The sequence below is a fragment of the Hyphomicrobiales bacterium genome (assembly GCA_017642935.1).
Classification (GTDB): Bacteria; Pseudomonadota; Alphaproteobacteria; order Rhizobiales; family MH13; genus MH13.
The window spans coordinates 48,117-62,588 of sequence record JAEPOK010000001.1; the positions used below are offsets into that span (position 1 = coordinate 48,117).

Here is a 14,472-nt window from a genome sequence, read left to right on the forward strand (position 1 = left end):
GATTGCGGTGCTCAACTCCGCAGCGAAAAAGAAGCCGCCGGTTTCAGACCACAGAGCGGCCAGGTAACCGGGAGACTTTTCTATGAGCGCTGACCTTGCCTCGTATATCCGCGACACCAAACAGCATTTGCGTGGGCTTCAGGACGTCAAAACCGCCTTCGACTCGGTGCGGGAGGCCATGCTGCGCGAGGTTGACGCTATCGCTGCCAACGACGCCAACGGCCGCCCGAACATTCCCGAGGTTCGCTATTCCGATGTTGAAGCAGGCAGTGTTCCTGCTGAGACCGTTGAGGCCATCCGGCGCACCGGTACGGCCATTGTGCGTGGCGTTTTTCCGCGTGCGCAGGCTGAGAGCTGGAACGCTGAGCTTGGCGACTACATCGCCGAGAACGACTATCTGACCAAGCAAAAAGAAAAAGCTGGGATGGATAAATATTTCAGCCAGCTGAAAGCCGGCGCGCCCCAGATTTACGGCCTTTATTGGTCCAAGCCGCAGGTGATGGCGCGGCAGGCCGAAAGCATGGCGGCGACCAAAAGTTTTCTCAACCGGCTCTGGGATGTGGATGGTCCCATGGGCGATGAGTTCGACCCCGATATGGACTATGCCTATGCCGACCGCACACGCCGCCGCGAGCCCGGCGACACCACGCTTGGCCTTTCACCGCACATGGATTCAGGCTCTTATGAGCGTTGGCTCGATCCGGCCTATCAGCGGATCTATGGCGCGATTTATGAGGGCCATTGGCAGGACTATGATCCGTGGAAAGCGACCTTCCGCACGCAAACGCGCGAATATGCCTCGCCTGCCGTCTGTTCGATGTTTCGCACGTTCCAGGGCTGGACCTGTTTGACGCCACAAGGCCCCGAGGACGGCACGTTGCGGGTGATCCCGTCGGCCAGAGGCATCGCCTATATGCTTTTGCGGGCGCTCCAGGATGATGTGGCTGAGGATGATCTGTGCGGCGCTCAGCCTGGTCGTGCGCTATCGTGCAGTCCTGATTGGCATCAGGACATGCTGAACGGACTTGTTTCGATCCCCCTCGTCGAACCAGGCGACACCGTTTGGTGGCACCCTGATGTCGTGCACGCGGTGGGCGATGAGCATCACGGCAAGGATTATGCAAACGTCATCTACATCGCCGCATCGCCCAAATGCTCCAAGAACGAAACCTACGCTCGTAAGCAGGCAGAAAAGTTTTTGGCTGGTGAAAGCGCCCCGGATTTTGCCGCCGAGAACTATGAGGTCGATTTCAAAGGTCGAGCCACGTTGGACGATCTCACCGACCTCGGCCGTGCGCAGATGGGGCTCTAAGCGCCGCAATTTCAGTTTTTATTTTGCTCAGAAAGTAAAATGAGGTTGCGCTAGCCGGCGGCCAAGCGACCTGCTGCGTCTTGAGCTTTGCGGTGGCGGGGCCTATCACGGGCGCCTGTCTTTAAGGAACCCCGCTATGTCTGCCATCCATTCTGATCTCGCTTCCATGATCGGCAACACGCCGTTGATCCGTCTGCGCGGACCCTCCGAGGCAACAGGCTGCGAGATTTTGGGTAAGGCAGAATTTCTCAACCCCGGCCAATCGGTGAAGGATCGTGCGGCGCTCTACATCATCCGTGATGCAGTGGGCCGTGGTGCGCTGAAACCAGGTGGCACGATCGTCGAAGGCACCGCAGGCAACACGGGCATTGGGCTGGCTCTGGTGGGCGCCTCGCTCGGCTTCAAAAGCGTGATCGTTATCCCCGAAACTCAAAGCCAAGAGAAGAAGGACATGTTGCGTCTCGCCGGTGCGCAGTTGGTTGAGGTGCCGGCGGTTCCCTACAAGAACCCCAACAATTATGTGAAATACTCGGCCCGCCTGGCCGAGGAAATGGCGAAGAGCGAGCCCAATGGTGCCATATGGGCCAACCAGTTCGATAATGTCGCCAATCGACAAGCCCATATCGAGATGACCGGTCCGGAAATTTGGGATCAGACCGACGGTAAGGTGGATGGCTTCGTGTCGGCGGTTGGCACCGGCGGTACGCTGGCCGGTGTGGGCATGGCGTTACAGCCGAAGGGCGTGACCATCGCCTTGGCCGACCCCGGTGGCTCGGCAATCCATTCCTTCTACACAACTGGCGAATTTAAGGCCAAGGGCAACTCGATCACTGAAGGCATTGGCCAGGGCCGCGAGACGGCCAATCTGAAAGGCTTCAAGCCCGACCGTTCCTACTCCATCCCCGATGACGAGGCACTGCCGATTGTGTTCGACTTGCTGGCACATGAGGGGCTGGTGCTCGGCGGGTCGTCCGGCATCAATGTGGCCGGTGCCATGCGCCTTGCCCGCGATCTTGGGCCTGGCAAGACCATTGTGACGATCCTTTGTGACTATGGCACGCGCTATCAATCCAAGCTCTTCAATCCATCGTTCCTGCGCGAAAAGGGCCTGCCGGTGCCGTCGTGGTTGGAAGGCGAGGGGCGGGATGTGCCGCAGGTGTTTGAGGCCACATCTTGATGTCATGCCGGACGGCACTGCCGATCCGGGATCGGATTGTCATCGGTCGGTTGGCGATCCCGGCTCAAGGCCGGGATGACAGTCAGTGACGCTTCTGCATCCTCACCATGATCTGCTGATTGGGACGCGTGGTCATGCGCGCGACAGGTCGCACATCGGGATTTTCGATGGCGATGTCGTAGCCGCGAACCAGCCGCGCCAGGAATAAGGTGCTTTCAATTGTCGCGAAGGCCGCGCCGGAGCACAGTCGGTGGCCCTGTCCAAACGGGATATAGCAGCCCGGCGTCATCTCCGCCTCGCGCTCTGGTGAAAAGCGATCCGGATCGAAGACATCCGGGTCCTTCCAATAAGTTTGGTGGCGATGCACCACCCACGGCGCGATCATCACCAGCGCACCCTTCTTGATCCGCTTTTTGCCGAGCCGCGTGTTTTCCAGCGCCACGCGCGGCAGGAACGTGATCGGCGGGTAAAGCCGCAACGTTTCGCGGAACATGTTGCGCGTGAAGGTCAACTTCTTGGTGTGCTCGATGGTGATCAGGTCATCGCCTGCCACGGCTTCGACTTCGGCGCGCATCCGCGCGCGGGTTGGGGCGTGCATGGCCAGAAGATAGACCGCCCAGGTGAGCGCACTCGCCGTGGTTTCGTGGCCGGCCAAAAAGAAAACGCCGAGCTGGTCGATCAGTTCTTCACGCGTGAAGCCCTCGCCGGTGTCGGCATCGCGAGCCGCAATGACCGCTGAAGCGATGTCATCATAGATGCCTTCCGGGGCGGCGCAATGCTCGTCGATCCAGGTGCCGAGATGCGACCGAATGCGTGCGCAGGCCGCCAGAACATCGGGCTTTTGCGGCACATGGGTCCACGCCTTGTCGAAGATCAGTCGCAGCACTTCGACTTGCGCCACGGAGCGCTCGAAGATCGCGAAATCATCAAAAACCTGATGGGCAATGTCCGATTTCAGCGAGGAGGAAAACACCGTGCGGCAGATGATGTCGGCGGCCATGTGGCCCATGGCTTTGTCGAGCGACAAGGGGCGCCCTTGGGCGATAGATTCATCGAAGTGGCGCTCGGCTTCATCCACCCCTGCGCTCATTGAGCCAAAGGCGCGGTTGATGCGCATGGCCGTGAAAGCCGGATCGATCATCGCTCGCTGGCGCCGCCAGGTGTCGCCGGAGGAGACGAAGATGGAGTCCCCGATCAGCGCCTCCGTGGCGTTCACCATCAGGTCGCTTTTGGGAAAGATCTCATCTTCATCATTTAACACCTGGCGGATGAGCGCTGGATCGTTGGCGATCACAATGGATCGGCGCGAATAGCCGAGCGGGCCGATTGCATCGCGATAAGCCGTGTTGGGCAGCAGGCTGAGCAGATCGCCGTCGCCCTGCCGCAGCACGCGGATGAGCGAAACAATGGCGGGCAGGGAGACCGGGCGAGGCGGGAGGTACGGACTGTTCATTATGGCCAAGTGCGCGAAAATCCTATTGTATTCACCACAATTCCACTGGCTTTGACACCCTCAACTGTCGCATAGTGTGGACATGCAAGCGCTGACGATCCTTGGTATCCCGAGCATCGATGTTTTCCACGCCTTTGTGTGGGGGCACATCGTTTTTGGCGCGGTCGGGCTGGTGATTTTCTGGGTTCCGGTGGCCGGGAAAAAGGGTGGCTGGTGGCATGTGCGCGCCGGACGCATCTTTACGGTCAGCATGCTGGTGACCGGAGTGTTCGCGACGCTGATCAGCCTGACAACGCTCTATGATCCGGCCGGCACGCACCCGCATTTGCTGACCCACCCGGACTTCGGCGATGTCACCGTGATCCGCGATATTTTCGGCTGGCTGATGATTTATCTCGCCATCCTGACCATCAATCTCACCTGGTATGGCTGGCAGACGGTAAAGCATAAAACCAACCGCGTAGCGATCCGTGATCCGCTGAACCTTTTTCTGCAAGCGGCGCTGTTGGTGGCCACCATCAATTGCACCTATCACGGGCTGGTGGATGGGCAGGTCTTGATGATCGGCATCTCCACCATCGGCTACGCTACAGTGATCACCAATCTGTGGTTCCTCTACAAGCCTAAGCCTTGGGTGAAGGACTGGCTGATGGAGCACATCAAGGCGCTCGTCGGCACCGGCATCTCGGTCTACACGGCCTTCTTCGCCTTCGGCGCGGTGCGCTTTCTGCCCGAGGCGGCGCTGACCCCTACGCTCTGGTCAATCCCGCTGATCGTCGGCTTGTCGCTGATCTTCTACCACTGGTATCGGGTGAGAAATCCGAAGCGGAAGGTGCGGCGGGAGAGCGTGCAGGCGGCGGAGTAGGGGATCAGCATGTTGGATAAAATTCAAAAGTCAGGAATGGCTTGCAGATTTTAAGTTGGGACCTTTCACATGACCCAAACCTTCGCCTCTCTAAGATAGTGCGGAACACTGTATGAGGTGGCGAAGGGCTGGTTCTCCAGGACCATTCGCAGAGTTCTCACGGCTCTGAATCCCCGTTTTATGAGTTCTCGTTGGGCAGTGACATACTTCTGATCATAATCATCGTTTTCAAACCTGTGTGCGGGTTTTTGGCGGGCTTTGCGCACCGCTCGAAAATCTGCATACATTTCATTCAGAGGCTCTTCTTCAACTGGAACGAAATTCTTGTCGATCCACTCTTCCAGTAGCTGTATCGTACCTTTTCTTTGTCGGACGGTATTTCCTTCGCCATCTGTTAACAACCTATGCATCTCTAGGTCGCCTTTAAAGAAATCGCTGTTCAAATCTTCGCTAAGAAGCTGATCCAGCAATAAGGAAAACGCTCTAAACTCTCTATTTGTTGGTCTGAAAAGTATGCCGAACCCCCGAGGGCGCTTTGATTCTGGGAGTACGGTCAAGAATAGATTCGGCTTGCCGATAAGTTCACAGATCTGATTGATATGGTATCTTTCTTCAAGAAACGCATCGTATATGGAGATGCGTTCAGGCCATTGGCCCAAAATCTGTGTCCTGTAGAAATCCGGATGTAGATTGTATTCACCAGCCAGCTCGTGCTGTTTCATTGCAATTTGTTGATCGGTTGGTAGGTCATTCAAGTATCGAAGAAATGCTGCAAAAACTCGATCAAGCTGTTCATTGTAAGCAAATCCAAATTCAAAAAACTCCAACCGGTCGAGAACCACTTCCCCGGCTTGGTTTGGTTTTTTGAGTATCCGCCCGTGGATATCGTCAACGTCAAAGTCGAACCTGGGATCATTATAATACCACTCGAGCGCACGAAGATCGAAACATCGGTAACTTAGTTGGGGCTCGCCCTCTTTGAGCGCACGGGTGAACGGGGCAGGCTCGTCCTTACCGATGCCCTTATCCCTCAATACCGACGTCGTCGGATATAGGCACCCGGCTATGCCAAGCTCATCAATCTTGCTGATCTGGATATCTACAGGTTCAGCTTCGAGTGCTTTAATATGCGGATTTGGGTGTAAATCACCCCTCACAAGGTCGACCTTTCTAGCTGCTATTAATTAACTCACTAACGCGACCACATCAGGATCTGTTTCATTTTCAACGCCCATACTGTTGAAGTCGCTAGAGTTCGTATAGAACTCCACAGTTTGGTTCAGCATCTGTTGCGCTCGTTTAGACAAAGCCACGTGTGAACCTCATTAACTTTATCGCCTTTCGGCAAGCGCAAGAGATGCGGTTCGAAATGCGCTCAAGCCCCCACAAACTCACTCGCGTGGGGTGCCACCTTCTCCATCACCTTGGCTGACGGCAGCACGCCTGGTACACCAGCGCCGGGGTGCGTGCCGGCGCCGACGAGGAACAGGTTTTTCGCCTCCGGCGACTTATTGTGCGGGCGGAACCAAGCGCTTTGGAACAGTTTCGGCTCGATAGAAAACGCTGCACCATTGACCGAGGACAGCCTGTCCTGAAAGTCCTGCGGCGTCAGCATGTGCTGGGTGACGATGCTGTCTCCCAGCCCCGGCAGAACCGTCTCCTCCAGCCGCTTCTCAATCGCCTGCCGATAGGGCTCGGCCTCTCGGCTCCAATCGGTGCCGCTCTTCAGGTTCGGCACCGGTGAGAGTACGTAAAACGAGTCGCAGCCCTCTGGCGCCAGCGAGGGATCGTTGGCGGTGGGCCGGTGGAGATACAGCGAGAAGTCGTCGGCGAGTATCTTGCGGCTGAAAATGTCTTTCAGCAGCTCTTCATAGCGCGGGCCGAGCACCATCGTGTGGTGTTGGCAGTCTTCGAAGCGCTTGTTGGTGCCAAAGTACCAGACGAACAGGCTCATGGAGAAATCGCTGCGCTTCACCTTCGCATCGGTCCAGACCTTGCGTTTGTGGTTGCGCAGCAGCTTTGTGTAGGTGGTGGCCGCATCGGCGTTGGAGACAACCACCGCGCTGTCCAGCCGCTCTCCACTTTCCAGCGTCACGCCGACAGCGGTGCCGTTTTCGACGCGGATTTCATCCACGCCAGCATTGCAGATCACCTCGCCGCCCTGACCCTCGATCAGATCGACCAGGCCGCGCACCAACGCGCCGGTGCCGCCCATGGCGTAGTGCACGCCGTATTTCCGCTCCAGATGGGCAATCAGGCAGTAATAGGCCGTGGTGGTCAGCGGGTTGCCGCCGATGAGCAGCGGGTGAAACGAAAAGACAATCCGCAGCGCCGGGTCTTTCAGATACTTACAGACGGTGTTGTACACCGAGTTGTAGCCGCCTAGCCGGATCAGGTCCGGCGCGCATTTCAGCGTGAAGAGAAGGCTGTGAAAGGGAACATCCACCAGCTTCTCAAAAGCGATCTTGTAGATGTCTTCACTGGCTTTTTTGAAACGCTCAAAGCCGTCCAGATCATTTGGGTTGAATTTTGCGACTTCGGCCCGCATCGCGTCATCATCGCCGCTGTAGCGAAACACGCGGCCATCATCGAAGCGGATGTCGTAAAACGGGTCGGAAGGGCGCAGGTCGATATGGTCTTCAAAGCGCTTGCCACACAGTTCCCACAGTTCATGGAACACTTGCGGCGCGGTGATGATCGTCGGCCCGGCATCGAAAGTGAAGCCGTCTTGCTTATAGGTGTAGGCGCGCCCGCCGGGCTTATCGAGCTTTTCCAGAACCGAAACGCGGTAGCCTTTTGCGCCCAGCCGCACCGCGGCGGCTAAACCGCCAAAGCCTGAGCCCACCACAATCGCCCGAGGCCGGGAATCCGAAGTGGTGTCAAGCATGTGCGGCCCCTTGTGTGTCTAACTTGTTTGACGCTACCAGCTTGGTTTGTTGTGGGCAACGCGATGCGCAGCCGCAGGGGACGCTGGATTGGGGACACAGACTGTATTGCTCACGCTGGGCCGGCTTCCCAAGGGCCTGGACATCGCCCGCAGCTTTCATGCAGCCGGTTGGCGGGTGCTGGTGGCCGAGCCATTCGGTTGGCATTTGTGTGGTCTGTCGCGGTCGGTGGCCAAGACCTATCGTGTGCCGGCGCCGAACACCGATCAACGGGCCTACCTTGAGGCCCTTTTGGCGTTGATTGCGCGCGAGCACGTTTCCCTTGTCGTGCCGATATCGGAAGAGACGATGCACGTCGCCGCTCTGGCCGACCGCCTTCCTGATGGCGTCAGAGTGTTTTCATCCCACCAGCACGACATCTTGCGACTGCACGACAAACTTCGGTTCGCGCACTGGCTAGCTGGGGAGGGACATACTGCGCCGAGGACCGCCGCGCTGGACTCGGACGTAGCGCAAGCGATCGCGTCTGCCGGACCCGTGGTGGTCAAAGACCGCTGGGGGGCGTCGGGATCGCATGTGACGTTCATGCACCAAGGCGAGCCGCTTCCGACCCATGACAACGCCCTAGTCCAGGAGCGACTGACGGGGGACGAAGTCAGCAGTTTTTCGATCGTTCACAACGGCAAGGTGTCTGTGACCGTCGTCTATCGCCCGGTCATCCGCGATGGGACGGTTTCGACCGTGTTTGAGCGCATCGAGGCGTCGGCTGTTGAGGCTTATGTGGCCGAGATCGCTGCATGCAGCGGACATACAGGTTTTCTATCGTTCGACATGATGGTCGATCGGGATCAAGTCACCGCCTTTGAGTGCAATCCGCGCGCCAACAGCGGGATTCATTTCCTAGAGACGGCGGATATCGCGCGGGCGATTTTGGAACCCAGGTTCGTGCCGCGTTTCAACCACCGCAAGCGCATGCAGCAGGCCTATCCAACGCTGACTCTGCTTTGGGGCGTGATTGGCAACTGGCCGCGCTATCGCCAGATCGGCAAGGCGCTACTGACCAGCCGCGATGTCACATGGCGCTGGCGCGATCCTTTGCCGTTTGCCTTGATGACGCCAGCCACGTGGCCCTTGCTGCGTCAGGCGATCTTCGAAAGGCGCTCGCTTGGCGAGGCTGCGATCCACGACATCGGCTGGTTCGGTCCGCAACGGCGTTGACCCAAGGTGATAGGGACAAGTGTCAACTTTGCATGACGCTTCGGCACTGTTAGGACTTGAAAACCTGAATTCTGTGATTGGCTGCCTCCTGTGTCTACGCGTGTGAACTTCCCCTTTTCCGCCATCGTTGGGCAGGAGGCGATGAAGCGCGCGCTTCTGATCTCTGCTGTCGATCCGACCATTGGCGGTGTGCTGGTTTTTGGCGACCGTGGCACCGGCAAATCGACTGCCGTTCGGGCGCTCGCACAGCTTCTGCCGAAGATGAAGGTGGTGGCTGGATCAGCCTATAATATCGACCCGGCCAATGTGGATGATCCCGACGTCAAAACCCGGCAAGTGCCGGTGCCGGTGGTCGATCTGCCGCTGGGCGCTACGGAAGACAGGGTCGTCGGCGCGCTCGATATCGAGAAAGCGTTGACGCAAGGCGAGCGAGCCTTCCAACCGGGGCTTCTGGCGCAGGCCAACCGCGGCTTTCTCTACATCGACGAGATCAATCTGCTGGAAGACCATTTGGTCGATCTGCTGCTCGATGTGGCAGCGTCTGGCGAAAATGTCGTGGAGCGCGAAGGGCTTTCGATCCGCCACCCAGCGCGTTTCGTGCTGATCGGATCGGGCAACCCGGAAGAGGGCGAACTGCGGCCCCAGCTCTTGGATCGCTTTGGGCTGTCGGTGGATGTGTCGACGCCCGAAGACATCAAGCAGCGGATTGAGGTTGTGCGTCGGCGCGATGCGTTCGACCGTGACCCGCAGGCGTTTGTTGCCAAATGGAAACGCAAGGATGGCGCCGTCCGCCGCGAGATTGTCGGTGCGCGTGACCGCTTGGACGGCGTTTCGGTTTCTGACGAGATTCTTGGGCAGGCGGCCGAGCTTTGCATGGCACTTGGGACGGACGGACTGCGTGGTGAACTGACCCTTATGCGAGCCGCGCGTGCTCACGCGGCACTTGAAGGACAGGATGAGGTGACCAAGGATGCTCTGCGCCTGGTCGCGCCGATGGTGCTTAGCCATCGGCTCCGGCGAAACCCGCTGGACGATTCACGCGCATCGACACGCGTTGAGCGCGCCCTGGACGAGTTGATGGCGTGACCGAGCTCTCCTCCATCGAGGATGATCCGTCGCCCCATGCCAAGGCGCAGGTCTGGGCCGATGGGCTCACCGCTTCGGCGTTGGTCGCGCTGGATCCGGTCACCTTTGGCGGCCTTCACGTTCGAGCCCACGCCGGACCGGTGCGCGATGCTTTGATCGCGGCGCTTCGTGGGTTCTTGCTGCCGTCTATGCCGTTTCGCAAATTACCGAGCCACATAGCGGACGAACGTCTTTTGGGCGGCCTCGATATGGCTGCGACCCTGAAGGCTGGAAAACCAGTTACCCAGCGCGGACTGCTTTCGGAGGCTGATGGCGGTCTCGTCCTGGTGCCCATGGCCGAGCGGATGGAAGCGCTCACGGCCTCGCGGCTGACGGCTGTTCTCGACACCGGCGAGGTTGCCTTGGAGCGCGATGGCATCACGGCTCAGCTTCCAGCAAAGCTTGGCGTGATCGCGCTTGATGAGGGGTTGGGCGAGGAGTATTTGTCCCACGCACTTGCCGACCGTTTGGCCTTCCATGCCGATCTCACCCACCTTTCGATCCGCGATATCATCGAGCCCCCCATCGACGCTGGTCACGTCGCGGCTGCACGCAGTCGGTTTGAGGGGGTGTCGGCAGAAGACCGATTGTTTGAGGTGATCACCGCGTTGGCGACAACATTTGGCGTTTCGTCGGTGCGGGCCATCCTGTTTGCGATTCGAGCCGCCCGAGGCTTGGCGGCTTTGGACGAGCGCGACTCGGTTGAGGATCAGGACATCGAACTAGCGGCGCGCTTAGTGATCGCGCCGCGGGCGACGCGCGTGCCGACGCAAGAGCAGCAACCCGACGAGATTCCACCAGACGAGGAGTTCGATGAACCGCCCGAAGAACCGGAGGAACCAGCCGAGCAGGAGGAGCAGGCACTGCCCGATGGTCCCCTAGATGATCAGGTGCTTGACGCCATCGAAGCCGCGATCCCAGCGCACCTTCTGGAGCAGCTCAAACTCGGCGCGGCGATGGCCAAGTCCAATGCACAAAGTGCTGGCAGCAAGGGCGCGCTGCAGCAAGCCCTGATGCGTGGGCGGCCCATCGGCTCCCGGCGCGGTCGCCTTGATGGACGCTCCAAGCTGCATGTCGTTGACACACTGCGCGCTGCCGCGCCCTGGCAGACTTTGCGTCGCCAATCGGGCACCATGTCATCACGCATTTCGGTCTCCGGCGATGATATACGTGTTCGCCGGTTCAAGCAGAACGAAGAAAGCGTGACGATCTTTCTGGTCGATGCCTCCGGATCGGCCGCGCTTCACCGGTTGGCGGAGGTAAAAGGCGCGGTTGAGATGATGCTGGCGGACAGCTATGCGCGCCGGGACTATGTCGCGCTGATCGTCTTTCGCGGGGAGCGGGCCGAGATGGTGTTGCCGCCGACACGGTCTCTAGTGCGGGCCAAACGCTGTCTTGCCGGTGTGCCTGGAGGTGGTGGAACCCCCTTGGCCGCTGGACTTGATGCCGGCTTGGAAGTTGCGCTGGAGTGCCAAAGGATTGGACGTAGCCCGAGGTTGGTGGTGATGAGCGATGCCCAGGCCAATGTTGGCCATGATCCGACATCGGGTCGAGCTGGTGCACACGCCGATGCCTTGAGGTCCGCCCAGCGCATTGCGGCTCACCGGATCGCGGGTCTTTTTATTGATACCAGCCCGCAGCGTGGCGGAAAGCGACGGCAAAGCCCGACGCCCTCCAAGGCGCTGGAGATCGCCAATGCGATGCACGCGATCCATCTTGCTTTGCCCCATCCCAATGCCGCCGGATTGAAAGATCTGGTCGATGGCGGCCTGCCGACGCTGCGAGCGGGCTAGATATGTCGAGTAAACCTACAACCTCCAGCCCTGGCGCCGCATTGTCGTGGCGCGCGCTCGGCCGCACCTGGCCACACCATGTCCACAGCCGCTTTGTGAACGCTGGTGGCGTGCGGTGGCATGTGCAGGAATTGGGGGAGGGACCCGTTGTGTTTCTTCTGCATGGCGCCGGGGCCTCGACGCATAGTTGGCGGGATTTGCTGCCTGGGCTCGCGCAACACTTTCGCGTGGTCGCCGTCGATCTGCCCGGCCACGCCTTCTCTGATTCCCCAGCGTTTTATCGTCCGACCTTGCAGCGGGTTTCCGTTCTGCTCGGCGAGCTGATCCAGACGCTTGGGATTGATGTTCGGATCGCTGTTGGCCACTCGGCCGGCGCAGCGACGTTAGCGCGCATGACATTGGATCACCGCATCACACCGGCAGGCCTTGTCAGCTTCAACGGAGCATTTCAGCCGTTTGATGGCGCCGCGGGGGCTGTTTTTCCGGCGCTTGCCAAACTTCTGTTCGTCAACCCTTTGACGCCGCGCCTTTTCGCGCTTGGCGGGCGCAGCCGATCCCGGGTCGTCCGACTGATCGAAGGCACGGGTTCGCGGATCAGCGATGAAGGTCTTGGCTACTATTCAACACTTATGCAGTCGCCCGGCCACATTGCTGGCGTCCTTGGCATGATGGCACATTGGGAGCTGACGGAGCTCATGCGGAAGTTGCCATCGATGAAGGTGCCGATGCTTCTCATCGCTGGAGAAAACGACCGGGCCGTGCCAGCGAAGGTCTCGCAGGACGTCGCCGACCGTTGTGTAAATGCCTCGATCGAGCTGTGGCCGGGCCTTGGCCATCTGGCGCACGAAGAAGCGCCGGAGAAGGCGGTTGCGCGCATTGTCGAGTTCGCGACCGAAATCGGTGTCCTGGAAAACGCCACCGCGGCGGATACGCAGAATTGATGTTGCCGCCTGAACTTGTCGGCGTTTATGGTTTGCCTTTGAACCAGACAAAGGCCCTGCGCTCTGCCCACACCAACCTTTAAAGCCAGTCTTCAAAGCGGGTGGAATGAAACGGCCTGCCGCGCCTTGATCCGCCAAGGATCGAAGTCGTTCTATGCCGCTTCGCTCTTATTGCCGCAGCGTATTCGCACACCTGCCTACGCGCTCTATGCGTTCTGCCGTCTTTCTGATGATGCCGTGGATGCCGAGGACGCGCCCAAGGATGCGGTCGATCGTTTGCGCGAACGCCTCGATCTTGCCTACGCGGAAAAGCCGAAAAACATTCCAGCCGACCAAGCCTTTGCCGAGATGGTGCAAAGCTATCAGATGCCGCGCACCTTGCCGGAAGCCCTGCTAGAGGGATTGGAATGGGATAGCCAAGGCTGGGGACCTCAAACCCTGTCCGACACCTATGCCTACAGCGCTCGCGTTGCGGCCGCGGTTGGCGCAATGATGTCCGTCCTTATGGGCGTACGCGATGCCGACACATTGGCGCGCGCCTGCGATCTTGGCGTTGCAATGCAGCTCACCAACATTGCCCGCGATGTCGGTGAGGATGCACGCAATGGCCGGATCTATCTGCCGCGCGACTGGATGGTTGAGGCTGGCATCGATATCGAGGCGTTTCTTGCCAACCCAGTGTTCGATGCGCGCCTGGCGTCCTGCGTGGAGCGGCTGCTTGAAACGGCCGATACGCTTTATGATCGCTCGGTTGGAGGCATTGCTGCGCTGCCCGGCGATTGCCGCCCGGCGATCCACGCTGCGCGGCTGATCTACCGCGAGATTGGCCGCAAGGTTGCTGGCAACGGTTACAACTCGATCGATCAGCGCGCGGTGGTTTCCAAACATCGCAAACTGGTGCTCTTGGGTGCGGCCTGCAACGCCGCCGTCTGGACGCCGCACAGCGAGCCAGCGACCGCCTTGCCAGAAACCGCCTTTTTGGTGGATGCCGTGCCGCCCTTCGACCATGCCCTGAGTGGCAGTCTGCCACCACAGGACTCGCGACCCATGAGCCGGATCGTCCACATCCTTGAACAGCTTGAGCGGCGGGACCGGCAGCAATTGGCTGACCCTCACTCCTCCTGAACTCTCCCCATTGAACGCTTGGTTGTTTTGAGCGTTGGCCTGCCATCTGGTCGTGCCTGTGTTACGGTGGGTTTTCAAAGAGGATACTGATGGATTTCTCGATCTCCTGGTCTTTGCTCGCGTTTTTTGCGGTGACATTTGCTGCCGCCATGTCCGGTGGCTATTTCAGACCCGGCGATTGGTATCGCGATCTGGCCAAACCCAGTTGGAACCCGCCTGACTTCATGTTTCCAATCGCCTGGACTGTTCTCTACGCCATGATGGCGGTCGCAGCATGGCTTGTCTGGGAGGCTGTCGGTTGGCCGGCAGCTTTGGTGCCGATTGGGTTTTGGCTGATTCAACTGATTTTCAATGCGCTTTGGTCGGCGCTGTTTTTCGGCATGAAGCGGATGGATTGGGCGCTCATCGATGTCGCGCTGCTTTGGCTTGCCATCGTCGGAACGATCATGACGTTCTGGCCGATTAGCACGCTCGCAGGCTGGTTGATGGTACCGTATTTGGCGTGGGTCAGCTTTGCAGCGTTCCTCAATCTCACAATTTTACGGCTCAATTCGCAACAAGCCGCCTAGTGCGATGAA

At 59.1% G+C, this 14,472-nt stretch carries 12 protein-coding genes; 9 read left to right on the forward strand and 3 right to left on the reverse strand.

Annotated elements, in window-relative coordinates:
* Positions 1 to 82: 82 nt before the first annotated feature.
* Together JJ917_00210 and JJ917_00215 are read left to right on the forward strand one after the other, a co-directional pair.
* Positions 83 to 1,312, forward strand: coding sequence for a DUF1479 domain-containing protein (locus tag JJ917_00210; GenBank protein ID MBO6697227.1), 1,230 nt, complete (start codon positions 83 to 85; stop codon positions 1,310 to 1,312).
* Positions 1,313 to 1,448: 136 nt separating this feature from the next.
* Entirely contained in the window at positions 1,449 to 2,489 is a 1,041-nt protein-coding gene (locus JJ917_00215; GenBank protein MBO6697228.1) for a cysteine synthase A, read from the forward strand.
* 82 nt (positions 2,490 to 2,571) lie between these two features.
* On the opposite strand, the gene JJ917_00220 is transcribed toward JJ917_00215, so the two are convergent.
* Positions 2,572 to 3,942: a cytochrome P450 gene (locus JJ917_00220; GenBank protein ID MBO6697229.1), complete on the reverse strand. Its 1,371-nt coding sequence runs from the start codon at positions 3,940 to 3,942 to the stop codon at positions 2,572 to 2,574.
* Between the two features lie 82 nt (positions 3,943 to 4,024).
* On the opposite strand from JJ917_00220, the gene JJ917_00225 reads away from it, so the two are divergent.
* Positions 4,025 to 4,807, forward strand: coding sequence for a hypothetical protein (locus tag JJ917_00225; protein ID MBO6697230.1), 783 nt, complete (start codon positions 4,025 to 4,027; stop codon positions 4,805 to 4,807).
* A gap of 65 nt (positions 4,808 to 4,872) precedes the next feature.
* Here the strand turns inward: JJ917_00225 and JJ917_00230 are convergent, their stop codons facing one another.
* A complete protein-coding gene (locus JJ917_00230) occupies positions 4,873 to 5,964 on the reverse strand; it encodes a hypothetical protein (protein ID MBO6697231.1) in 1,092 nt (363 codons plus the stop codon).
* A gap of 218 nt (positions 5,965 to 6,182) precedes the next feature.
* Positions 6,183 to 7,694 carry a phytoene desaturase gene (locus JJ917_00235; GenBank protein MBO6697232.1) on the reverse strand — a complete coding sequence of 504 codons (1,512 nt, stop codon included), beginning with the start codon at positions 7,692 to 7,694 and terminating at the stop codon, positions 6,183 to 6,185.
* 88 nt (positions 7,695 to 7,782) lie between these two features.
* Between JJ917_00235 and JJ917_00240 the strand changes: the two genes are divergently transcribed.
* From JJ917_00240 to JJ917_00265, 6 genes are all read left to right on the forward strand, one after another.
* Positions 7,783 to 8,910: an ATP-grasp domain-containing protein gene (locus tag JJ917_00240; protein ID MBO6697233.1), complete on the forward strand. Its 1,128-nt coding sequence runs from the start codon at positions 7,783 to 7,785 to the stop codon at positions 8,908 to 8,910.
* Between the two features lie 141 nt (positions 8,911 to 9,051).
* Entirely contained in the window at positions 9,052 to 9,996 is a 945-nt protein-coding gene (gene bchI / locus JJ917_00245) for a magnesium chelatase ATPase subunit I (protein ID MBO6697234.1), read from the forward strand.
* Positions 9,997 to 10,010: 14 nt separating this feature from the next.
* The gene (locus tag JJ917_00250) at positions 10,011 to 11,828 is read left to right on the forward strand and encodes a magnesium chelatase subunit D (protein MBO6697235.1); all 1,818 of its coding nucleotides are present in this window, start codon (positions 10,011 to 10,013) and stop codon (positions 11,826 to 11,828) included.
* A 2-nt stretch (positions 11,829 to 11,830) separates the two neighbouring features.
* Positions 11,831 to 12,769 carry an alpha/beta fold hydrolase gene (locus tag JJ917_00255; protein ID MBO6697236.1) on the forward strand — a complete coding sequence of 313 codons (939 nt, stop codon included), beginning with the start codon at positions 11,831 to 11,833 and terminating at the stop codon, positions 12,767 to 12,769.
* Between the two features lie 63 nt (positions 12,770 to 12,832).
* Positions 12,833 to 13,894 (forward strand): phytoene/squalene synthase family protein, encoded by a 1,062-nt coding sequence (locus JJ917_00260; GenBank protein MBO6697237.1) that lies wholly within the window; start codon positions 12,833 to 12,835, stop codon positions 13,892 to 13,894.
* A gap of 89 nt (positions 13,895 to 13,983) precedes the next feature.
* The gene (locus JJ917_00265; GenBank protein MBO6697238.1) at positions 13,984 to 14,463 is read left to right on the forward strand and encodes a tryptophan-rich sensory protein; all 480 of its coding nucleotides are present in this window, start codon (positions 13,984 to 13,986) and stop codon (positions 14,461 to 14,463) included.
* Positions 14,464 to 14,472: the final 9 nt, after the last annotated feature.